Annotated in this window: 21 protein-coding genes; 7 read left to right on the top strand and 14 right to left on the bottom strand. The window is 39.5% G+C overall.

Annotated elements, in window-relative coordinates:
• Positions 1-301 precede the first annotated feature (301 nt).
• Positions 302-1,189, bottom strand: a complete 888-nt coding sequence (locus LM917_RS07665) for a GNAT family N-acetyltransferase (RefSeq protein WP_232696912.1) — start codon at positions 1,187-1,189, stop codon at positions 302-304.
• Positions 1,190-1,194: 5 nt separating this feature from the next.
• Positions 1,195-2,832, bottom strand: a complete 1,638-nt coding sequence (locus tag LM917_RS07660; protein ID WP_232696911.1) for a long-chain fatty acid--CoA ligase — start codon at positions 2,830-2,832, stop codon at positions 1,195-1,197.
• Positions 2,833-3,141: 309 nt separating this feature from the next.
• Between LM917_RS07660 and LM917_RS07655 the strand changes: the two genes are divergently transcribed.
• The 3 genes from LM917_RS07655 (at position 3,142) to LM917_RS07645 (ending at position 7,773) form a co-directional block, all read left to right on the top strand.
• Positions 3,142-3,489, top strand: a complete 348-nt coding sequence (locus tag LM917_RS07655) for a DUF952 domain-containing protein (RefSeq protein WP_232696910.1) — start codon at positions 3,142-3,144, stop codon at positions 3,487-3,489.
• A 96-nt stretch (positions 3,490-3,585) separates the two neighbouring features.
• On the top strand, positions 3,586-5,760 hold the full coding sequence (locus LM917_RS07650; RefSeq protein WP_232696909.1) for a PAS domain S-box protein: 2,175 nt from the start codon (positions 3,586-3,588) through the stop codon (positions 5,758-5,760).
• Positions 5,761-5,961: 201 nt separating this feature from the next.
• Positions 5,962-7,773 (top strand): PAS domain-containing protein, encoded by a 1,812-nt coding sequence (locus tag LM917_RS07645; RefSeq protein WP_232696908.1) that lies wholly within the window; start codon positions 5,962-5,964, stop codon positions 7,771-7,773.
• A 78-nt stretch (positions 7,774-7,851) separates the two neighbouring features.
• Here the strand turns inward: LM917_RS07645 and LM917_RS07640 are convergent, their stop codons facing one another.
• Together LM917_RS07640 and LM917_RS07635 are read right to left on the bottom strand one after the other, a co-directional pair.
• The gene (locus LM917_RS07640; RefSeq protein WP_232696907.1) at positions 7,852-8,490 is read right to left on the bottom strand and encodes a SurA N-terminal domain-containing protein; all 639 of its coding nucleotides are present in this window, start codon (positions 8,488-8,490) and stop codon (positions 7,852-7,854) included.
• Between the two features lie 79 nt (positions 8,491-8,569).
• Entirely contained in the window at positions 8,570-8,749 is a 180-nt protein-coding gene (locus LM917_RS07635; protein ID WP_232696906.1) for an aspartyl-phosphate phosphatase Spo0E family protein, read from the bottom strand.
• A gap of 343 nt (positions 8,750-9,092) precedes the next feature.
• Between LM917_RS07635 and LM917_RS07630 the strand changes: the two genes are divergently transcribed.
• Positions 9,093-9,950 carry a hypothetical protein gene (locus LM917_RS07630; protein ID WP_232696905.1) on the top strand — a complete coding sequence of 286 codons (858 nt, stop codon included), beginning with the start codon at positions 9,093-9,095 and terminating at the stop codon, positions 9,948-9,950.
• Positions 9,951-10,623: 673 nt separating this feature from the next.
• Here the strand turns inward: LM917_RS07630 and LM917_RS07625 are convergent.
• The 9 genes from LM917_RS07625 to LM917_RS07585 all read right to left on the bottom strand — a co-directional run bounded on the left by LM917_RS07625 (position 10,624) and on the right by LM917_RS07585 (position 18,837).
• Complete coding sequence (locus LM917_RS07625; RefSeq protein ID WP_232696904.1) at positions 10,624-11,748, bottom strand: DHA2 family efflux MFS transporter permease subunit; 1,125 nt, start codon at positions 11,746-11,748, stop codon at positions 10,624-10,626.
• A gap of 15 nt (positions 11,749-11,763) precedes the next feature.
• On the bottom strand, positions 11,764-11,922 hold the full coding sequence (locus LM917_RS07620; protein WP_232696903.1) for a hypothetical protein: 159 nt from the start codon (positions 11,920-11,922) through the stop codon (positions 11,764-11,766).
• A gap of 22 nt (positions 11,923-11,944) precedes the next feature.
• Complete coding sequence (locus LM917_RS07615; protein WP_232696902.1) at positions 11,945-12,532, bottom strand: TetR/AcrR family transcriptional regulator; 588 nt, start codon at positions 12,530-12,532, stop codon at positions 11,945-11,947.
• Between the two features lie 127 nt (positions 12,533-12,659).
• Entirely contained in the window at positions 12,660-13,622 is a 963-nt protein-coding gene (locus tag LM917_RS07610; RefSeq protein ID WP_304502585.1) for an ABC transporter ATP-binding protein, read from the bottom strand.
• Between the two features lie 132 nt (positions 13,623-13,754).
• On the bottom strand, positions 13,755-15,386 hold the full coding sequence (locus LM917_RS07605; RefSeq protein WP_232696900.1) for a peptide ABC transporter substrate-binding protein: 1,632 nt from the start codon (positions 15,384-15,386) through the stop codon (positions 13,755-13,757).
• A gap of 89 nt (positions 15,387-15,475) precedes the next feature.
• On the bottom strand, positions 15,476-16,492 hold the full coding sequence (locus LM917_RS07600; RefSeq protein WP_232696899.1) for an ABC transporter ATP-binding protein: 1,017 nt from the start codon (positions 16,490-16,492) through the stop codon (positions 15,476-15,478).
• A gap of 6 nt (positions 16,493-16,498) precedes the next feature.
• Positions 16,499-17,386, bottom strand: coding sequence for an ABC transporter permease (locus tag LM917_RS07595; RefSeq protein WP_232696914.1), 888 nt, complete (start codon positions 17,384-17,386; stop codon positions 16,499-16,501).
• 32 nt (positions 17,387-17,418) lie between these two features.
• Positions 17,419-18,351: an ABC transporter permease gene (locus LM917_RS07590; RefSeq protein ID WP_232696898.1), complete on the bottom strand. Its 933-nt coding sequence runs from the start codon at positions 18,349-18,351 to the stop codon at positions 17,419-17,421.
• 150 nt (positions 18,352-18,501) lie between these two features.
• Entirely contained in the window at positions 18,502-18,837 is a 336-nt protein-coding gene (locus tag LM917_RS07585) for a DUF3870 domain-containing protein (RefSeq protein ID WP_232696897.1), read from the bottom strand.
• A 244-nt stretch (positions 18,838-19,081) separates the two neighbouring features.
• On the opposite strand from LM917_RS07585, the gene LM917_RS07580 reads away from it, so the two are divergent.
• The 3 genes from LM917_RS07580 to LM917_RS07570 are packed head-to-tail and all read left to right on the top strand — an operon-like array spanning position 19,082 to position 20,939.
• Positions 19,082-19,456 carry a GntR family transcriptional regulator gene (locus LM917_RS07580; RefSeq protein WP_232696896.1) on the top strand — a complete coding sequence of 125 codons (375 nt, stop codon included), beginning with the start codon at positions 19,082-19,084 and terminating at the stop codon, positions 19,454-19,456.
• A 2-nt stretch (positions 19,457-19,458) separates the two neighbouring features.
• Positions 19,459-20,319: an ABC transporter ATP-binding protein gene (locus LM917_RS07575; protein ID WP_232696895.1), complete on the top strand. Its 861-nt coding sequence runs from the start codon at positions 19,459-19,461 to the stop codon at positions 20,317-20,319.
• The gene (locus LM917_RS07570) at positions 20,316-20,939 is read left to right on the top strand and encodes an ABC-2 transporter permease (RefSeq protein WP_232696894.1); all 624 of its coding nucleotides are present in this window, start codon (positions 20,316-20,318) and stop codon (positions 20,937-20,939) included. Before LM917_RS07575 ends, LM917_RS07570 begins: the two co-directional genes overlap by 4 nt.
• Positions 20,940-21,048: 109 nt before the next feature.
• Here the strand turns inward: LM917_RS07570 and LM917_RS07565 are convergent, their stop codons facing one another.
• On the bottom strand, positions 21,049-22,047 hold the full coding sequence (locus tag LM917_RS07565; protein ID WP_232696913.1) for a YutH/CotS family kinase-like spore coat protein: 999 nt from the start codon (positions 22,045-22,047) through the stop codon (positions 21,049-21,051).
• Between the last annotated feature and the right edge of the window lies 1 nt (position 22,048).

Below are 22,048 nucleotides of genomic sequence, written 5' to 3'. Positions count from 1 at the left end.
CTATTGATTCATTCAAACATTTCACTGTTCAGTTTTCAAAGTACAAATCTTGAATTTCTTTCACTCTCAGTCAGCTTCGTTCGCTGCCGACAAGAATTAATTCTAGCAGATTTCGTTTTCAGAGTCAACATCTTTTTTTGAAAAAGTTAGTTAGAAACTCTTTAACATTTTTAACTTTCACCGCCCGTTTTGAGGCGACTTAAGCATCTTACCACGCCACGCAAACTAGATGCAACCTGAAAAATTTTCCATTTAACTCATTTGGGGAGATGCAGAAAAATCCCTCATCTCCCCAATCCATTTATTTGGTTATAGGATACTCCATACATACTTGTTCTAGCCGTATCCGAAACCCTGATTGCCTTGCCAACTCATTTGCAATCGCTTCTTCCTCAACAAAGGAGAGAATGCCTCTCTCTATATCCTTTTCACTCCACATGAAAACTTGTTGAAACAGTTCCTTCCCTGCTAGTAGTGCAGTCTCTTTGTCACACTCGGAATTGGTCCGACATTGTAGTAACGTTATCCCGACTGTTTTTCCTGTTCCATCGAATCTTCTACGGAACAAAGCGTATCCGATCCATTTTCCTTCAGGGGATTCAAGAATAATTGATTCACCATCAGTTAACCCCACAGATTGCAACTGCCATGGAGAGCATTCTTGATATCCATTTAGGTGAAGCACCTCTTTTGCAAGACCTCGTCTACAGATAAAATCGGTCAAGCTAGCTTCTTCAGATAGATCTTGCCACTCTTTATGCTCGTAGATTACCATCCTTCCGAAATGCTTATATCCCATTTTTTCATAAAGACGAATCGCAGCATCATTTCCCACTATTGCCTCAAGTGTAGCATGATCCGCTTCCAATTTCTTATAGATTGCAACCATTTCTTTAATTAATTCTTTTCCTACCCCTTTGCCTCTCCACTCAGGCTTGATTGCTGTTCCTGCATTCCAGACATTTGTCTTACCTTGGATAGTACGAATCCCTGTAGCAACAAAACCAATCGGCTCATCATTCGCATAAGCAACTATTGAATGTGGAAGCGACATATCTTCTCTTGCAAGCCTCTTAACAAAAATCTCTACATCCATTTTTATATTCACTATATATCCACTAAAACACTCGTTCCAGATTTGTACGACCTCTTCTAGTGGTATCTGGTGCATTCTTTTGTACGTGAACATTCTAATTACTCCTTTGTACCTTGAGGTTTTTTTGCATAATATTCGGTCACTTGATCTCGTAATGCCCGTTTTAAGAACTTACCCACTGATGTCTTCGGAATTTCCTCCATAAACAAGACATCATCGGGTAACCACCATTTTGCAAATTGCGGTTCAAGAAAAGCTAGTAACTCTTCTTTCGTAACTATGCCATCATACCCCTCTTTAACAACCACGCAAGCTACAGGTCTCTCACCCCATTCAGGATGTGGAACAGCTACACAAGAAGCTTCTAAAATAGCTTCGTGACCCATCAAGGCGTTTTCCAGATCAACAGAAGAGATCCACTCCCCACCACTCTTGATTAGATCTTTCGTTCGGTCCACTAGTTTGACATACCCTTCTTCATCAATCGTAACTACGTCTCCTGTATATAACCATCCATCCTTAAATGCTTCTTCCGTTCGTTCATCCTTATAGTAACTATCAGCAATCCAAGGACCTCGAATTAGCAGTTCGCCCATTTCTTCTCCATCTGCTTTTACTTCACCATTCGGCCCAAGAATTTTAATTTCCAAACCTGGTACGACCCAGCCCTGCTTTTCTAAGTAATGTAATTGCTCTTCATCAGAAAGCGTCTCTTCCATATGACCTTTCAATTTCGAGCAAGTGACAAGTGGGCTTGTTTCCGTCATACCGTAAGCAACATAAAACGGAATGTTATGTTTTTGACGATAAGCAGCAATCAAACTGCGAGGGGATGGAGAACCTCCACTAACGACAGCTCGCAGGCTGGAGGTGTTATATCGACCTTTATTCAGTTCTTGAAGCAGTCCTAACCAAATCGTAGGAACTCCTGCTGTTATCGTAACTTTTTCAGTTTCAATTAGTTCAGCCAAAATCTGCGGAGTAAATCGAGGCCCCGGTAATACCTGTGTGCATCCAAACCATGTCGCAGCAAAAGGAAATCCCCAGGCATTTACATGAAACATGGGTACAACAGGTAATGCTGTATCTTTTTCAGACAGGCCCAATGTATCTGCAAGTCCTGCTGCCATTGAATGAAGAACAATGCCTCTATGCGTGTACACAACGCCTTTTGGATTTCCTGTAGTTGCAGACGTATAGCACATACCTGCCGGATCTGTTTCTAAAATGTCATCAGGATACTGGAAATTTGGGTCTGCTTCTTGAAGTAGTTTTTCATAAGAGTGGAGGTTCTCTACAGAGGTTGGGGGTAATTCTTCATGGTCTGTCATCATGACAAAAGCACGAACGGTGGGAAGATGAGCTTTCAATTTTTCGACAAAAGGTAAAAATTCTTCATCAAACAGCAGAACCTGATCCTCCGCATGGTTAATGATATAGAGAAGATGCTCAGGTGATAGACGGATATTAATCGTATGAAGTACAGCACCTATGCTTGGTATAGCAAAGTAAGCTTCCAAATGACGATGATCGTTCCAGGCAAGTGTTCCTACCCTATCTCCTCGCTTGACTCCAAGCTTATCCAGTGCACTGGCCAATCGACGTGTCCGATTACCGATTTCCTGATAGGTGAAGCGATAGATGCCTGTTGCAGTCCGTGAGATTACTTGTTTCTTACTAAATAATCTTTCTGCTCGCTCCATCATTGGTCTTAGCGTTAACTGAGTGTTCATCATGGTACATTCCTCCTGCGAAATATATTTCAATCTCGGACCGGAGTTGTTCATGCTGACCATACCGCCTTTTCGAAAACGCTTTCTTGATCTCTATTATTTCTATATATATGATCTCTTCTCCTTTTCTAACCAACTGGATAATTCCATTTTACATGCAATTAATAATAGTCACTTTTTATAAGTAAGTATGGTAATATGAATACACCTATCATTTTATTAAATGAGAATACTTTTCGATCACCTCAGCAATAGAGTAGCTTCCCAATATAGAAGCTTTTTTCTAATTACAACAACAAGGGGATAAATCAGATGACTACCATTGTAAAAATCTCCACAAATGATATGTGGAATGAAGCAGAAAAAGCAGGCGTACTTCTCCATCCTTCCTTGGTAGAAGAAGGGTTTATTCATTGTTCTACTATTGAACAAGTAACAGCAGTAGCTAATCGTCTGTACAAAGGGCATAAAGAGTTATTACTCCTTGTTATTGACCCAGACAAACTAGAGGCAGAACTAAAATATGAACCTGCAAAAAATGGACAGCTCTACCCTCATATTTACGGACCATTGAACCTAAACGCTGTTATAAAAAAAGTCCCCTTTCTTGCTGATAATAAAGGAGAATTTTCACTTCCTCTCGAAATATCTAACTTATAACTTTTTTTTATGTATCTACATAAAAATTTTTTATAATGCACCATCCAGAAATTACAGATGACATGAATACCTAAAGCGAGGCAGGTCATTCATCCTATGAGAAATTTTTCTTTTTCTAATGATTCTTCTGTATTTCAATCGCTTGTAAATCAAGCACCGCTGGGAATTCTAAGCGCCACTGTCTCTGGCCATATAGTCAGCTCTAACCAAGCAGCTTGTAACATGTTTGGCTATTCGGAAGATGAGATTATAGGTAAGGATATCCCGCTGCTATTCCCAGCCATCCATGGCTCATCCTTTGAAGCTTTATTCCACAGTTCTGCGACACCAATTGAATATGGTCATGCTCAAATCAAGAATGTGGAATGGATTGGGTTACATCGAGATGGTAAAAGCTTTCCTGTGCAGATTCAAACCATTTCTCTTTTGGGTTGTAATCCCCAGCTTCTATATTTATATATTGAGAATAAGCAGGGGAAAGCAAATGATGCTTATCAATCCTTATTTGAACAAAATCCATTTGTTGTGTTTTCAACTGACTTGCATGGTCGTATCAACAATGTAAATCCATCTGCCGAGCTTGTACTCGGATATACGAAAGAAGAATTAATAGGCCGCCCTTATACCTCACTCCTTCACCTTGAAGAAAAAGATGAGGCAGAAGCTGAAAAACTGCGATTTCGAAGAATCTTACACGGAGGCCATTATCGATTAGAAACGTCTTTTTGCCCTAAAGATAGTCGGAAAATTCAGCTTTATTTAGCTGTATTCCCAAAAATCTTCGACAATCAGATTATGGGCGCTTACTTTCTCGGTGATGACAATACTGAACAAAAGCAGACAGAACATGCACTCTTATTGGCACAACAAGATCTCAAGATCACCTTGCAAGAACAAGAAGGAATGACCTTCAAGTTTAAGAAGATCAAAGATGAATTTATCTACACAATGGCAAGCGGTGAATTACTGTATCGACTTGGGTTAACTCCAGAATACATGATAGGAAGACGAAGTCACGATTTACTCCCCTACATGTCGAACAAACGCCAGTATTACGAAAAAGCATGGCAAGGAGAAAACGTCACGTACGAAGCAAATGCCATGGGGGTTTGCTACGTCGCATCACTACGACCAATCACCAAGCATAATGAGGTCGTGGAAGTTGTCGGTTCTTGCGTAGATATTACAGAGCGAAAGAAAGCAGAAGAAGAATTACGTGCTACCAAAGACCTCTTAGAATCCTTGTTTACTAACACAAATGATGCCATATATGTTATTGACTTGAAGGGAACAATTCTCCGAATAAATAAAGCATTTAAATCGATATATGGATGGTCAGAGGAAGAAGTAATTGGACGACCCCTGTATGAATTTTTCTCGAATGCTTTTCAACAGATGATTCATGTTAATCACGACAGACAAATTAAGGATCTGATTACCTCATATGAAACGATCCAGGAAAGAAAAGATGGTAGTAAAATCTATGTCAGCATCAGTATTTCACATATTCATGATGCAATAGGAAATATCGTGGGACTAGCCACAATCGCCAGGGATATAACGGAAAGAAAAGAAACAGAACAATTATTACTTAATTCAGAAAAATTATCAGCTATCGGTCAACTAGCTGCTGGGGTCGCTCATGAAATTCGTAACCCCCTTGCTGCCTTACGTGGTTTTGTCCAATTACTTCGTTCTTCCATTAATGATTACCAGCCTTATTTTCAAATCATGCTAACTGAATTGGATCGAATCAACCTAATCGTAAGTGAATTATTAGTTCTGTCCAAACCACAAGCACTTAGTCTTCAACCCAGAAACCTGGAACACCTGTTAGACAGTGTCGTCATGTTGCTCCAAACACAGGCAATCATTAAAAACTTACAGGTTACGCTCTCTTTTCCAGAGCATGATATCTACATAAATTGTGAAGAAAACCAGCTTAAACAAGTTTTTATCAATTTATTAAAAAACGCATTGGAAGCAATGGAAGATGGCGGAACTATTTGTATCGAGGTGAAGCTGCTTAAGGAGCATGTCGTGATTCAAGTGATTGACCAGGGGTGTGGAATATCAGAAGAGCTAATCCCTCAATTAGGCCAACCTTTTGTAACAACAAAGAATAAAGGAACAGGACTTGGTCTCATGATCACCTACAAAATAATAAAAGAACATCATGGCAATATGATCATCGAGAGCCAGGTAGGAAAAGGTACTACAATTACGATTCAACTTCCTGTCGCTAATGGATCTTCCCTTATAATTGAATAAAAGCCTGTATCCTGAATTTTCACGGGAAGCAGGCTGCTTTTGTTATCGTTACAAACGTTAACCTATTCTCATACACTATATTTCATGAAAAAGAGGATTGTTTTCCACTTAGCAATGTTTTACCATTAAGATAAACTTTTCCATTTTGTGATTTGTATTAATAACATTCTAAAGCTAGCTAAAAAGGCAGGGGTGGTGTTAATGAAAAAAATAAAATCACTTTCCGTTTTTCGCTCGGTATCGGACCATGAAATATTAAATCATCTGCCTACTGAAATCATCCAGATTGATGAAAATGGGACAATTGGTTATGTAAATAGTTCTTGCGAAAATTTGCTATCCATGTCTGCTGAGGATTTACTTGGAAAACCGCTTTATCGATTATTCCCATCCTTCTCTTTACAAGAATGCCTCGACTCCCATTCACTTATGAAAGAGAAAAGTCGAGGGGAACAGTATCTCTACACATGGACAAAAGATCATCACTATCTCTATGTAAAGGCAGTCATTACGCCATACACGCGTAAGGAGAAAACCTACTTTCTACTTACACTCTCTCCCACAGGAAAAAAGAAGCGATGGAGACGAGTCTTTGAACAATTCCGCCGTGAACATGCTCCTCTACTAGCTAACACACCAGACGCCTTTTTTTGCCTAGATTTGAACGGATATTTTCGTACAACAAATCACGTCTGTACCACACTGCTAGGTTACACCAAAGTAGAACTCTTACAAAAAAACATTTTCGATCTGATTGGATCTGACCAACGCTGTGATGTAGCACTCTTCTATGAACAAATCAAGAAAAAAGAACCTTGTTCTGCTTCTCTTACTGTCTTTCATCAAGATGGAACCCCCTTGTTATTACATATCATGCTATGTCCGTTGTTATCTCATAACAAAGTAATTGGTTTATACGGTATAGCTCGCGAACAGATAACAGAGCAACAATTGGAAGATGAACTGTGGGAAGCACAGGTGAAATATGATATTCTCGCCAAACATTCATCTGATCTTATTGTTTTTTTAGATGCCCGTGGAAAAATCGTGTTTGTCTCTCCATCTCATGAAGATGCTTTAGGGTACCCCGTTGACACTTTTTATAAAAAGAATATTCTTGGGTTCATACATCCTGAAGATATTCCTCGTATGGAAAAATGGTTTTTCTCTGCATACGGTGAGGTGACTGCATCGGAAGCTGTGGAGTTTCGTGCCTTACACGCAGATGGACGATATCTTTATATTCGACTCACCTGCGTACCTATGCATGGGAAGGATGGAGTACTGCTTGGGTATATTGTTATTGGTCAAAATATAAATGACCAGCGTCTAGCAGAAGAGCTCCTGCGCAGATCTGAAACATTGTCTGTTCTGGGAGAATTAGCAGCCGGAATAGCTCATGAGATTCGGAACCCGCTTACAGCTCTTCGTGGCTTTACCCAGTTATTACAATCGCAGTCGGATGTCAGTCAAAAATATGCAAGCATCATGCTAAATGAACTTGATCGAATACATTTTATTGTTAATGAACTGTTAATGCTAGCCAAGCCACAATCATATCAATTAAATCGAAGAGATATCGTTAGCTTACTTCAAGATGTTATTACCTTATTAGAATCCCAGGCTCTATTAGCCAATGTATCCATTTCTAGCAATTGGGATCAACACATGTTCCCGATTCTTTGTGAAGAGCGCCAGTTAAAACAGGTCTTTATCAATATTATGAAAAACAGTGTAGAAGCAATGCCTAATGGAGGCACAATTTATATAGAAGGAAAACAGCTAGAAAACAATACGATCTTGCTGCGCTTTACAGATGAGGGAAATGGAATGGATGCAAAATTACTGGAACAAGTGGGCAAACCGTTTTATACTACCAAGGAAACAGGTACCGGTCTTGGATTAATGATTAGTACCAAGATTATCCGTGAACATAGTGGTTCCCTTACGCTATCTAGTGCCCCTGGAAAAGGAACCATTGTAGAGATTATTTTGCCGGCTTCCGTAGTTTGATAGGCAAAAAGATTAAGAAACTAAAAATGACAAAGGCCCTCGCTTTCTCAAAAGATAGGGTCTTTTGTTTTTGGATTATTACGTACCTCGTGATACTGTCTCTTTGTATTCTAATTGATTAGTGAAATGTATGTCCGCATTATTTATCAAGGTTTGTAGCCAGTCCTTATAATACTGTTCTCTGTGCTGAATCGTTGCTTTTGTTTTAACACTTTCTTTTACTTCATCATAGGACTTGCCAGAGGGGAACTCATCCCTGTGCTTGTTGAAATAAGCTTGATATTCCTCTTCCTTGATAGGAATTGCTTGTAAAAAAGTCTCATTAGCAAGTAATTCAAAATATATTCTTTTTTTAATCTCTTCCTCAGTAGTCTTTTGTCTTTTCAAATACTGATCAAAAAAATGCTGACCACCCATACTATTTTTACGGATTTCCAATTGTTCACTCACTACAGCTGCATCAATGCGAATTCCCCTTTTTTCTGCTTCCTGTTCAATAGCAATTTGTTCGATCAAAGACAACATGACTTTTTGCTGAATGGGTGATTGGATCTCCCCAAGTAATTGTGAGGTAGTGATAGCTTGTCCATTTACAGTAGCAATTGCCTTCTCATTAGCTTCTTCTTTCTCTGCTTCTTCTTTCTCTACAACTCCCAATATCACAATCGCTAGCAACAAAATCGAAATAGTCAGCATTGAGAGATCGAATTTTTTCATAGCGTGCTCTCCTTTTATTAGATACTGAAAAAGAAGAACAACCTCTTATTTCAGGTTGTTCCTCTTATATTCTTTACGTTTACAGGCACACACCTGTTTTTTTCTGTTTTAACAGGAGCTGTGATTGCAGAATGTAAGTATCCAATTTTTGACTTAATGCTACAACCCGGGAATCTACAAAATTCCCTTTTTCCTTATAAGTTCTCTCCATATCCGCTCTTAAATGCTCAATCTTCGAATGCAATATTACTTCTTCCATAACAACCTCCACATGTAATTCTTCCCTTAGTATAGGAAGATTTGTCGTTTTTTACTAGTAAAATGTTTCGACTTATCATGTAGCATTATAGGGAGGTTTGTCGGTAGTTCAATCGAGTTGATTCTCCGTTTTTTTTGCTAAATGCAAGCAGTATATTTCCTCGGTTTGAGAGTTTTACCTGGTTTCTAGCGTTCTCTTTCACAATATATGATAGTTTCCATCATTCTATACCTCGACGTATGGGTTGCAATCAAAATAGCATTACTTTTTCGTTTTTTGCGTCCAAGGATTTTATCTGGATATACTAAAAAATATGGACAGACGCACAAAGGATGTTTGTGAATTGATCATACGAAACAGCAAGACAAAAAAAATAAAAGGTTTGCGAATAGCCTTATTACTTATTTGTTGCCTCATTCTTTCAATATTTATCATACAAAACAATAAAAGTAGCGATCTACACTATGAAAAAATAGATATAAGCCCACTATTACAAAAAGAGATATTACAAGAGGATGACTACACAACATTGTTTTATCAGACTGGCTTAGGTAAAAGTGCAATTGATACGATACGTAAGCAAGAAAATGCAGATCAAGCCATGTATCAATATCAGAAGAATTTCTTCCATCCCCCAAAAAGTATAAGTAAAAAATTAAACCCGATCACGAAACAGGATGTATTTGTAGACAAAGACGAAAATACGGTTTTTGGGTTTACTCTAGCTCCTATTGAAGAAGGCTACATTTTGCTAACGAAATCTACATATACCTTAACCTATCGTCACGGACATGCCGCAATTGTTGTCGATAAGGAAAAAGGACTAATACTAGAAGCCTTTTCGATGGGAGAAAACTCCGGAATGAACCATATAAACAATTGGACCCAATACGATAGTTTTATGATGCTAAAGTTAAAAGATACTTCCGTTCAGGCTGCACGACAAATTGCTACTTACGCAAAAGAGAATCTCATGAATCTCCCTTACAATCTTTTTACTGGGCTTATCAAAAAGTTCCCACCTATCGATCGACTACAATCGACACACTGTTCCCAGCTAGTCTGGTATCCATTTATGGCTTATGGATATGATATTGATTCAACAGGAGGTAATATCGTTACTCCTAGAGATATTGCCAATAGCCCCTTGTTCGAAATCGTACAAATATATGGCTTTCATCCCTCTACTTTGTGGAAGTGAATTTTTTCGCTACTTTTAGTGAAAAAAAGATCTTCTTCCTACCATAGTGGAGAAAACCAGCTTCTTTTTTCACATTTCGCTAAAAGTCTTCGCCCCCAAGAGGTTAAACTGTCCGCTCCGCACTATTCACCGGGGAAGCTCAAAACGACGTATTCACTGTAAGACTTGCTTTCTTCTCGCTTCTTTCTCCCGATGAATAGCGCTCCGCTGGGTCAGGCTTCGCCAAGTCGCTCTATGTGAAAAGAGAATCTGGTTTTTCATGTTTTTGGTTTTGTTTGTGTTTTTGATTTTATTTTTCCACTGAAGCTCTTTGCAGAAGAAGCACATTTTTTGTCCAGAACTATTTAAGGTCCTACCTAGCTTCTGGGAAAAGAGTGCGGATTAAAAAGTGCAACCTATGAGATACTCCGTAGCATTCTCCTCCTTTTGCACTTTCCGCACTCTTTACCCAGTAGCGGTCCAACCAAGAGATAATCGGCTTTTTGCTAGTAATTTGTTTGTAGTAGTCGAAGTGAGTCTAATGATAAGTCATAATGTAACTTATTCTCCTTCAACATATTGATCCTTTTTCTTTAAAGTTAACGCCAGTACAAAAGAAATTATAGCAAATGCTAATGCTACATAGAATGCAGTCTGGACACCTTGCGTTAAGGCTTCTGTTTGTAATAGCGCTTCATTCGTTAGATGCCTGAATAAAACGTTGTGATGCCATTGTCATAATACTTGTATATAGAGCTGGACCAATTGCACCTGCTATTTGATTAAATGTATTAAAAATAGCAGACCCATGAGCATATAGTGGTTTGGGAAGTTGATTTAATGCAAGGGTCATGATTGGCCCTAGAGCAAGTCCCGCTCCGATAGTGAAAATTGCATATAAGATCATTGCTGTTGTAATTGTTGTTTCAGTTGAAATTGTTGTGAATAAACATACAACAATGGTTACAATAACTAACCCTGATAAAACTAATGGTTTAAACCCTATTTTATCAAATAATTTTCCTGCTACTAGACCCATAAAAGCGAGTATTAAGCTCCCAGGAAGCATCAATAATCCTGTTTCCATAGGAGACATATTTAATGCCATTTGAAAGTAAAGTGGCAAAATTAGCATCATAGCAAATAGGATCATCATAGTGAAAAACATTAATAAAGTAGATTTAGAAAATACAGGTAACGTAAATGGCTTCATATTCAGCATCGGTGAATCCATCTTATTCTGTTGTCTTACAAATAGAATAAGAGCAACGATCCCTATAGCAAGTGAAACCCATACGATTGGATTTCCCCATCCTGCTTCTTTACCAGCTGTACTAAAACCATAGACAAGTCCACCAAAACCAATCGTAGAAAGGATAATAGATGGAATATGAATTTTAACTTTCTTCGTTTCAGTAATATTGCGCAGTTTAAAGGATGCAATTAATAAAACAATTAATCCTAATGCTAAAAGGATAAGGAAGATGGTTCTCCATGAATAATATTGAAGAATAAAACCGGAAACTACGGGTCCTAAAGCTGGCGCGAGCATAATTACAACAGTTACAAGACCCATCATTGTTCCACGTTTACTAACAGGTACTACTAATAAAACCACATTCATTATTAGAGGCATAATCATCCCTGTTCCTAACGCTTGGATGATTCGTCCAATAAGGAGTAATGAAAAAGCTGGAGTAATAAATGCAATCAATGAGCCTATACTAAAAAAACTTATTCCTGTGATAAAAAGTTGTCGTAATGTAAATCTTTGTATTAAGAAAGCTGAAACTGGAATGGATATTCCAATAACAAGCATATAACCGGAAGTTAACTATTGGGCTGTACTTGTGCTTACACTAAATTCTGAAATAATACTTGGCAAGGCCACATTCATGACCGTTTCGCTAATTAAGGATACAAAATTTCCTAAAATTAAAATCATAAGAATTAACTTATTCTGGCTGCTTATCTTTTCTTCTAGTTGTCTCATAAAGTTACTCCTTATCTTTCTGTTAATCGTTTTTAGTAAGTAATTTTAAAATTTGTTCACTGACTGCGAGTATAGGTGAAATGTCTTTTTTAGACAGAGAAAGGACATAAGCCCCTTCAGTCCAGGCTTGAATAGCTACTCCTAATCGTTTCGCCTCTTCTGGGTCGTATCCAGAACTCACTAATTTATCAGCGTATACTTGTTCCCATTCTTCATAAACTTCCTCACAAGCTTGTCGCAATAACTCGTTTGAAGACCACACTTCACTAGACATTGCTGCTAATGAGATATCTGTATTATCTGTATTGCCATTCAGCATTTTGCTCTCCATTTTGATAGCTGCTGTTTTAATATGATTATGAATAGCTAAAGCAGCATCTTCTTTTAATGCTAACGATTCTTCCATATAACTTTTTATTTTTTCACCTGTTTTTTTAATTGCCTCTCTCGCTAATTGCTCCTTCCCCTCTGGAAAGTAATAATAAATAGAACCACGTGGCGCGTTACTCTCCTTTGTGATCTGACTTAAACTTGTCGAATAATAGCCTTGCGTACTAAATAATTTAGAAGCTGCGTTTAGCAGCTTGTCTTTGGTATTTATTTGCTCCATCAAAGATTCTCCTTTTAACTAACTGATAATTATGTTGACCGATCGGTCGACATAATCGATTCCATTATTATAAAAAAAGAAAAACCCCTACCAAGCCAAAAGGGCTTAGACGTAGAGGAAATGCAACTTATTGCTTATATAAATGACAGGCTGTGTAGTGATTTGACTCTATTTCTTGCCATATAGGAACTTCTTCGGCACATTTTTGCATAGCTGCTGGACAGCGTGTACGAAAAACACAGCCACTAGGTGGATTCATCGGGCTTGGTACTTCCCCTTCCAATATAATTCTCTCACGGGTATGTTCCACATCCGGATCTGGAACAGGAATAGCAGACAGAAGCGCTTGGGTATAGGGGTGTTTTGGGTTAGCGTATAGCTGTTCACTGGAGGTTAGCTCTACCAGATTGCCCAAATACATGACACCAATACGATCACTGATATGCTTGACCATTGCTAAATCGTGCGCGATAAATAAGTAGGTTAATTGTTTTTCCCGTTGGAGTTTTTTCATCAGATTAACGACTTGTGCCTGTACGGAGACATCCAGGGCAGAGATTGGTTCATCCGCAATAATAAACTCTGGCTCAACTGCAAGTGCACGTGCAATTCCGATTCGTTGCCGTTGACCACCGCTGAATTCATGCGGAAAGCGTTCGGCATGTTCTCGCCTCAGCCCTACGGTTTCTAGCAGTTCTATCACCTTTTCATACCGTTCCTTAGCTGATCCCATGCTATTTAAGTACAAACCCTCCGCAATGATTTCACCAACGGTCATGCGCGGATTGAGAGAAGCATATGGGTCCTGAAAAATCATTTGCATCCGCTTGGTTAACTCTTGTTTTTGTTTTCCTTTAGCAGTATGCACATTGGTCCCATCAAAAACTACTTCTCCTTCTGATGGCTGATACAAACCAATGATGGTGCGACCTGTAGTGGACTTTCCACAGCCTGATTCGCCCACTAGACCTAGTGTTTCTCCCTGATATATTTCGAAGGACACATCATCTGTCGCCTTCAGGTAGGTTTTACCTCCAATGCGAAAATGCTTTTTCAGCCTCTTTACTTCAAGTAGTTTCTTTCTCATCAACCTCTACTCCTCCTTCTGGCTGCTCCCCCAAATGCTTTATTGATTTTGAAAAAAGGGGGAGGCACGCGACTGCCTGCGAGCTCTCCCCTTATCCATTTTCGTACTACTTTACTCATCAACTAGATGAATCGTTTATTTCTTGTTAACACCCTTCAATTCAAGATATCCAAGCGGGCGAACCGAATAGCCCTCAATATTATCTTGGGTCATAAAAATGTTGTTATAGAAATAAAGCGGTGTGAATGGAGCTTCATCCATCAACAATTTTTCAGCTTGGTACATCAGATCATAACGTTTTGTTTCGTCTGTTTCTTTGTAGATATCCTGAATCAGCTTATCATAATCAGCATTTTTCCAACCTGTACGGTTAAATGTGTTGTTTGACAAGAATCCATCCAGATAGTTAATGGGATCTCCGAAGTCTGGCAAGAAGGAAGAACGGGATAGTTGTAGCTCCAGCCCTTTTTGTTTGGCACCAAACACCTTGCTATCCATAACCTCTAGTTTCACTTCTACACCCAGATTTTCTTTCAACATTTCTTGAAGCGCTTGTGCAATTTTTTGATGAGATGTACTTGTGCTATAGCTGAGCGTTACTTCAGGAAGTGTCGTATATCCTGCTTCTTTCATACCTTCCGCCAGCAATTCTTTTGCTTTTGCAGCATCGAATTTCACTAGTTCACCAGAAGCTTCACGGAAATCTTTTCCGCTAGGATCTTTGAAACCGGGATTTACATAACCGGTAGCCGGTTTTTCTTTGCGCTTGTTAACGAAGTCTACGATCTTTTGACGATCGATTGCAAGCCCGAATGCCTGACGAATTTTCTTATTGTTAAATGGCTCTTTCGTAACATTGAAACGATAGAAATAAGTTCCTGCACCATCAGAAACTTTCAATTTGTTCTCAGCAAAAAGCTGGTCAAGCATGTCAGCAGGAGGCATTCCAATCAAGTCTAATTCCCCTGTCTGATACAATTGGTACATAGTATTTGCATCATCTACCATCTTGAACGTAGCACCAGCTAGTTTAATATTGGCAGCATCCCAATAATCTTCATTCTTCACAACCGTCAATTGGTTGTCATGTTTCCATTCAGAAATTTTGAACGGACCATTCCCTACAAATGTTGTTGCCTCTTTTGCCCAGTTTGCATCTTTCTCAACTGTTGCCTGATGAACCGGGAAGTAAGCAGGGTTGGAAATCATGAGCAGGAAGTATGGCGCCGGAGCACGTAGCTTTACTTCCAGGGTTTTCTCATCAAGTGCCTTGATTGCTACCTTGTCTTTAGATCCTTTTCCATTGAGAAAATCTTCTGCTCCTTCAATCGCTACAGCCAATTGTCCTGCTGGTGAAGCTGTTGCTGGATCAATAAGACGCTTCCAGGCATATTCGAAATCAGATGCTTTTACCGGATCACCATTCGTCCATTTTGCATCCCGCAGTGTAAATTTATAAGTCAGTTTATCATCGGAGATTTCCCATTTTTCCGCCATCGCTGCTTCCGGTTGCTGATCATTGCTTAAGCGTGTCATCCCTTCCATGATATTGTTCAGGATGTCATACGAAACCTGATCAAATCCAATAGGTGGATCTAAAGAAGTTGGTTCCACACCGTTGTTAACATTAAACATTTTGGCTTCTACTGTAGGCGGTGGTGTATCTTTTCCAGGTTCTGCTGTAGGTGCCCCACCAGATGAACAGCCAGCAAGCAATAACGCTAAGGATAATACGGCACTGCCAACAATCGTACTTGCCTTTTTCATTACTTCTCCCCCTTACAAGTATTTATCTATTGATCCATCTGCCATTTGCACAGCTATTGTACAAATGCAGAATGAATGCCGGATACCAATTATGTTCCTGTAGCTTCAGCAAGATCAGGATAAACCTGCTTGGCACGCGGATCTTGCAGCCAACAAGCTACGATATGTTGTGAATCAACTACCGTTTCTTCAGGCTGATGTTCTCGACAAACCTCCAATGCGTATGGACAACGGGCTGCAAAAGCACAGCCTGCCGGCGGAGCAAATAAATCTGGCGGTGTGCCTGGTATTGGAGTAAGCGGAATGCTACGGTCACCATCCAGTCGAGGCATAGATGCTAGTAAACCCTTGGTATAGGGGTGTTGTGGTCGATAAAAAATATCTCGGACAGGACCAGATTCCACTACTTTTCCCGCGTACATGACAGCAATTTTGTCTGCAATCTTGGCAACCACACCCAGATCATGGGTGATGATGATGATAGATACGCCTGTCTTCCACTGGATATCTTTAAACAACTGGATAATCTGAGCCTGAATCGTTACATCGAGAGCAGTTGTTGGTTCATCTGCCACAATAACGGAAGGCTGACATACCAATGCAATGGCAATCATAATCCGTTGTCTCATTCCACCACTAAATTCATGTAAATACTGCTTTAATCGTCTTTCCGGATTAGAGATTCCCACGAGAGTAAGCATCTCAATCGCCTGTTTTTTGGCTTCACTTCTAGAAATCTTACGGTGTCTTATGATTCCTTCTTTTATCTGCTCCCCTATGGAGATGGTAGGGTTAAGTGCAGTCATCGCATCCTGAAATATCATGGCAATGCGTGATCCACGTATCTCCCTCATCTGCTTTTCCGTTAGGTTTAGTAGTTCTTTTCCTTCTAGCTTGATGCTACCTTGCGAGATTTTACCTGAATGTTCTGGAATTAGTCGCATGATACTGCGAGCAGTTACGCTTTTTCCACAACCGGATTCACCTACGATTGCCAGCGTCTCCCCTTTATTCAGCGTAAAATCAACCCCACGCACTGCCTGTACCGTGCCACCAGTCGTTTGAAACGTAACGTGCACATTTTGAAGTTGTAATAATGGGTCCATTTTTCTCTACCTCCTCTGCTTTGGATCGAGTGCATCACGCAACCCATCGCCCAGCATATTAAAGGCAAGCATCGTTATTGAAATAAAGAAGGCAGGATAAAACAGTCGCCACCAATGCCCCGAAAGGATCGTAGACAAGCCATCATTTGCCATTACACCCCAACTTGCCAACGGTGGTTGTACACCTAGACCTAGAAAACTGAGGAATGCTTCAGCAAAAATTGCTGACGGAACAGAGAACGTAAGATGTACGATGATAATACCTAGCGTGTTAGGAAGAAGATGACGCCAGATAATATAGCCCGCTTTTGCTCCCATTGTACGAGCTGCCAGAACGTATTCTGAGGTTTTAAGCGATAACACCTGTCCGCGAACAGTCCTCGCCATACCAATCCAACCTGTAGCACTTAAGGCAACGATAATCGTAAGAAGACCTGGCCCCATTACAACCATCAGTAGAATGACCATTAATAGATAAGGAATTCCATACAGAATCTCAACAATCCTCATCATGAAATTATCGATGCGTCCTCCCAGATAACCGGCAAAACCGCCATAAATGATGCCAATTACTACGTCAATTAACGTTGCCACCAAGCCGATAAATAATGAGATCTTCGCTCCTGCCCAAATCCGGGCGAACATATCTCTCCCCAAATCATCCGTACCGAACCAATGCTCGGCACTAGGTGCCTGATTGGAGTTTATGAGCGCTTGTTTAGAATAGGAATAATCGGTCATAAAAGGCCCAACCATAGAGCCTAGAGCCATCAAAAGAATAATGATCAAACCGGCCATTGCTAACTTGTTTTTCTTCAATCTTCTCCATGCTTCCTGACCAAAAGAAAGTTTAGGACGAACGATTTCATCCGTATGTACGCCCTCTTTTTTCATTGGGACAAATAAATCATTTGCAACCGCCACCCTTATCCCTCCTTCTTGTGCAGCTTGATCCGCGGGTCGACGATGCCATATAAGACATCAACCACGAACATCATAAAGATCAAGAGCATGCTGTAAAAAACGGTTGTTCCCATGATTACGGTATAGTCACGATTATTAATGCTATCAACGAAATATTTCCCCATACCTGGTATGGCAAAAATCTTCTCGATAACAAAACTACCTGTTAGAACGTTAGCTACCAACGCTCCAATCAAGGTGATGACAGGTAACAACGCATTGCGCAAAGCATGTTTGACCACGATAACAAATGGCGATAACCCTTTTGCCCTCGCTGTCTCAATATAATCCTGCGTCAGTACCTCCAGCATATTGGAACGGGTAAGACGTGCAATAATAGCAGTTGGTCCAAAGGAGAGTGCTAATGCTGGAAGTATTATGTGCTTCCATGTTCCCCATGTTGCTGGAGGCAACAACTGCCATTCAACAGCTACGTACTTGATCAAAACTGTTGCCATAACAAAGTTGGGAACAGCTAAACCCAATACGGCAAAAAACATCGCAAAATAATCAATCGCTTTATTGTGGCGAAGGGCAGCTACGACCCCAAGTCCGATACCGCAAATTATAGAAATAAAAATGGCAACGAATCCAAGCTGAGCAGATACAGGGAATGCTCGCTCAATCATCGTGTTCACCGTTTGAGGCGAATAAAAAATGGATGGGCCCAAATCAAACTGAACTAAGGAAGTTAAATATGAAAAATATTGAATATGTATGGGTTCGTCCAGATGATACAAAGCATTCAGATTATGCAAGACCGCTTCACTCATCTTCGTCCCATCTCGGTCAAAAGGTGAACCTGGAACAGCATGCATGAGAAAAAACGTAACCGTAGTAATGACCCAAAGTGTAATGATCATCGATAAAAAACGTTTTAAAATATAAACTCCCAATATTTTTGCCCCCTCTCGTTGTATCTTTCAAATTTTTTCTTTATACGAAAAAAACCAGTAAATGACCCTAAGGATTCTCCATAGTTCATTTGCTGGATTTTACTTACGTGTATGGTAACCATACGAATAAATAAAGCAGCTTCTCAAAGCTCAATTTTGTAGTTGTCCTCTTGTTTGTAGAGCCCCCTTATATTTTTTTTGGGCATCTTTAAATGCAACCACTAAGGCTTTTTGGGATGAACCAAAATAACGTAACCGTATTTCATTCTCAATGGTCTCGTTGTCGAACATGTTGTGATTGAGGAATAAACTCTTTACAAAATCAGAGGTTATCAAAATTGTGGCTGAACATCCGGCATCGATGATCTTATGGTTAGTGGTATCGATCACCAAGCCGATGAAGAATGAATTGAATTGTTGCGTGATAGGATTATTGTTGGACGCCTGGGCATCACCAATGATATAAACGGTATCTGTGTTAAACAAATGTCTAACCTCACTTCACTTGCGTAATAGACCGAGCTACACGAGATATAAAAAGGGAAGCTTTTTATGATCGTAGGCTCGTTTACGATTGATTCCATATTACCAGAATTAAAAGTATATTGTAAATAATCTGAATAAAAAGGGGAAATGTTTTTTCTCCTTGTGTTACATTGACTAGAAATTATCAACCTGATATATTGTATATATAGTATATATACAATATAATGACCTGAGAGGTATTTCCATGGATATCATTATCAGTAATTCAAGCGGTAAACCAATATATGAACAAATATCATCTCAAATAAAAAATCATATTATCTCTGGAACACTCCTGGAAGGAGCTGCTCTTCCCTCCATGCGCCTGTTAGCAAAAGAACTGCGGGTAAGCGTAATAACCACGAAGCGTGCCTATGAAGATTTAGAAAGAGATGGCTTTATTGAAACCGTAATGGGAAAAGGAAGCTTCGTAGCTAATAGAAACATGGAATTGATCAAGGAAGAACAGCTGCGAATAACAGAAGAACATCTGCAAAAGGCTGTCCATGTTGCAAAAAGTAGCGGCATTACCCTTTTGGATCTACACGAGATGTTATCGATGCTTTATGAGGAGGAGTAAAAATGGAAACAGTCCTGGAAGTAAACCACCTATCTAAACAATTTGATACCTTTTCTCTTGAAGATGTTAGCTTTCAATTGCCCAAAGGAAGCATTATGGGATTCGTAGGGGAAAATGGAGCAGGAAAAACAACCACAATTAAGTTAATATTGAACCTCATTAATAAGAATAGTGGGCAAGTTAAAATGTTTGGGCTTGACCACATGAAAGATGAAAAACAGATCAAAGAACAAATCGGTGTCGTTTTTGATAATAGCCATTTCCATGATCATTTGCGTCCTGATGATATCGCAAAAATCATGCGTAACATCTTTCAAAATTGGGACGATGCTCTCTTTACCAACTATCTCAAAACATTTAAGCTACCACTTAATAAAACAGTAAAAGAATATTCAAAGGGCATGAAAATGAAGTTATCCATTGCTACTGCCCTCTCCCATCATCCCAAGTTATTACTATTAGATGAGGCAACGAGTGGGCTCGATCCTATTGTTCGAAATGAAATCCTGGATATTCTCCTTGATTTTATTCAAGATGAAGAACGGTCCATTCTTCTTTCGTCCCATATAACGAGCGATCTGGAAAAGATTGCAGATTATATTACTTTCATTCATGACGGAAAGATTGTATTCAGTGAGTCTAAGGATGAGCTGATCTATGAGTATGGGATTATGAAGTGCGGCATTGAGGATTTCAAAAAGATTAGCAAGTCAGATATAGTCGGATACCGAAAGGGTCAGTTTGGTTACGAGGTTCTTGTGAGAGACAAGAAAGAGATGGAAAAGAAATACCGTGGCTTTGTCATTGACCACACAAACATCGAGGAAATTATATTATTTCATGTAAGAGGTGAGGAACAATGAAAGGTCTTTTGATCAAGGACATTTTAAACTTGCGTAAGACGTTTCGCACGACCCTATTTATTTTAGTCTTTTATGGATTGCTGGCATACAGCATGGTGGATCCCAGTTTTCTCAGTGGTATGGTTGTTTTACTCTTTACTATGGTGAGCATTACCTCATTCTCCTACGACGATTTGGCAAAATGGGATACCTTTGCCCTATCCATGCCTGTTACCAAGAAAGAGATGGTCGTAAGCAAATATTTGTTATCCATACTCTTAGCTGTTATGGGTACGCTTTTCTCTGTGGTATTTGGTGCTCTTATGGTACTCTTCAAAGATACCAGCTCCATCAGTGAACAGCTCCTTGTCTCCTACGTCTTATTTGGAATAGCGATTCTCTTTGTTTGTATCATGCTCCCATTGGTTTATAAGTTCGGAGTTGAGAGAAGTAGAGTCATGATGATTGCCATATTTGCCATTCCTACTTTTATCGCATTTGTCCTAAATCGGTTTGGGGTTCCGATGCCTACAGAAGAACAGTTCTTTCTTTTGGTAAAACTATCACCTCTATTCCTTGTACTTTGCATCGTTCTCTCTTATCTTATTTCGTATAAAATCTATAGGAACAAGGATATGTAGAAAAGTGATGGGAATAAAATAGCGTGCAGGAAGCTCCATTCAGTTCCTGTACGCTATTTTATATTTTCCAGATACTTTTCATAGCGATCTGTTCTTCCATTCCCTCTACCTACATATGAAGTAGCTGTTCACTTCGTTCGTACTCTCGTTCCAATAATTTTTCAATCTGTGAAGCAGACATTTTTCGATATAAATTGTGCTTTAGCAAGCGTCGCACCCCATGTGGAAATGTCAGGTCTTGATAAAGTAACCAGCGTTCTTCACCCTTTAGTGGATTATGATTTAAATAGGAGTGAATTAACTGATCAAAGGCCTTATTGTTCCAGGTATTCAGCTTTTTTACCATCAGGTTAACCAGACGCTCCACATCACGGGATGGAAAGTCATGTCTAGTAAACTCCCAATCGATCACCCAATATTGAGAGTTACGTTTCCACACATTTCCCCGGTGATAATCCCCATGACAAACCCATTGCTCTGAAAGCGGTCTGTATTTCCAGCTTTGATAATAGCTTGAAGCGTTCAATACCTTTTGGACCAGTTTGCCTACGCCTTGAAAATAAGGCAAGTACTCACATATTATTTGTTTTTGCTCTGAAGAACTCTTACTATTCTGTTCCATCCATTTTTTTAGATATCGCACCCATGACTCGTATTGATCATCCCACTTTAGTACCCCATTATATAATCCACTCATTGGAGTAGAAAAACCATATGAGGCTGTATGGATATCTCCAAGAAGCGCTGCTCTATCCAGCAAATCACGCAGATCTGTCTTCCCCTTGTCAGTATCCAGACCAGGTTCTTCCGGAATATATTCTTGAAGCAGATAATATTGTCCATCCCACGTGAAATAACTTTTATTATCTCTGGTTGGCAATATGGTGGGGATCCTTATCCCCTTAGCTCGCAAATGATTCTCTACTGCCAAAATAAATTGCAATCGTACCTCATCCAGAATAATACGCTTACAAACATACTCACCTGCGTTTGTTTCTAGTTGTATCACAATCGTTCGACCTGTATCGTGCAGAATTTCCGTATCATGAATCGTAAATGAATACGTATCCTCCACTTCTCGCAAGAGCTGTAGATCCAAAAGAATCACT

It is taken from the genome of Brevibacillus daliensis, assembly GCF_021245735.1.
In the GTDB taxonomy this organism is placed as follows: domain Bacteria; phylum Bacillota; class Bacilli; order Brevibacillales; family Brevibacillaceae; genus Brevibacillus_B; species Brevibacillus_B daliensis.
Note: the sequence above shows the minus strand (reverse complement) of the source record. Positions and strands in the feature narration are given on the sequence as shown.

Coding starts and splice junctions, on each gene's coding strand:
- LM917_RS07665 (WP_232696912.1), bottom strand. CDS start 1,189: ATGTTCACGTACAAAAGAATGCACCAGATACCACTAGAAGAGGTCGTA.
- LM917_RS07660 (WP_232696911.1), bottom strand. CDS start 2,832: ATGATGAACACTCAGTTAACGCTAAGACCAATGATGGAGCGAGCAGAA.
- LM917_RS07655 (WP_232696910.1), top strand. CDS start 3,142: ATGACTACCATTGTAAAAATCTCCACAAATGATATGTGGAATGAAGCA.
- LM917_RS07650 (WP_232696909.1), top strand. CDS start 3,586: ATGAGAAATTTTTCTTTTTCTAATGATTCTTCTGTATTTCAATCGCTT.
- LM917_RS07645 (WP_232696908.1), top strand. CDS start 5,962: ATGAAAAAAATAAAATCACTTTCCGTTTTTCGCTCGGTATCGGACCAT.
- LM917_RS07640 (WP_232696907.1), bottom strand. CDS start 8,490: ATGAAAAAATTCGATCTCTCAATGCTGACTATTTCGATTTTGTTGCTA.
- LM917_RS07635 (WP_232696906.1), bottom strand. CDS start 8,749: ATGGAAGAAGTAATATTGCATTCGAAGATTGAGCATTTAAGAGCGGAT.
- LM917_RS07625 (WP_232696904.1), bottom strand. CDS start 11,748: ATGCTTGTTATTGGAATATCCATTCCAGTTTCAGCTTTCTTAATACAA.
- LM917_RS07620 (WP_232696903.1), bottom strand. CDS start 11,922: ATGAGACAACTAGAAGAAAAGATAAGCAGCCAGAATAAGTTAATTCTT.
- LM917_RS07615 (WP_232696902.1), bottom strand. CDS start 12,532: ATGGAGCAAATAAATACCAAAGACAAGCTGCTAAACGCAGCTTCTAAA.
- LM917_RS07605 (WP_232696900.1), bottom strand. CDS start 15,386: ATGAAAAAGGCAAGTACGATTGTTGGCAGTGCCGTATTATCCTTAGCG.
- LM917_RS07600 (WP_232696899.1), bottom strand. CDS start 16,492: ATGGACCCATTATTACAACTTCAAAATGTGCACGTTACGTTTCAAACG.
- LM917_RS07595 (WP_232696914.1), bottom strand. CDS start 17,386: ATGAAAAAAGAGGGCGTACATACGGATGAAATCGTTCGTCCTAAACTT.
- LM917_RS07580 (WP_232696896.1), top strand. CDS start 19,082: ATGGATATCATTATCAGTAATTCAAGCGGTAAACCAATATATGAACAA.
- LM917_RS07575 (WP_232696895.1), top strand. CDS start 19,459: ATGGAAACAGTCCTGGAAGTAAACCACCTATCTAAACAATTTGATACC.
- LM917_RS07570 (WP_232696894.1), top strand. CDS start 20,316: ATGAAAGGTCTTTTGATCAAGGACATTTTAAACTTGCGTAAGACGTTT.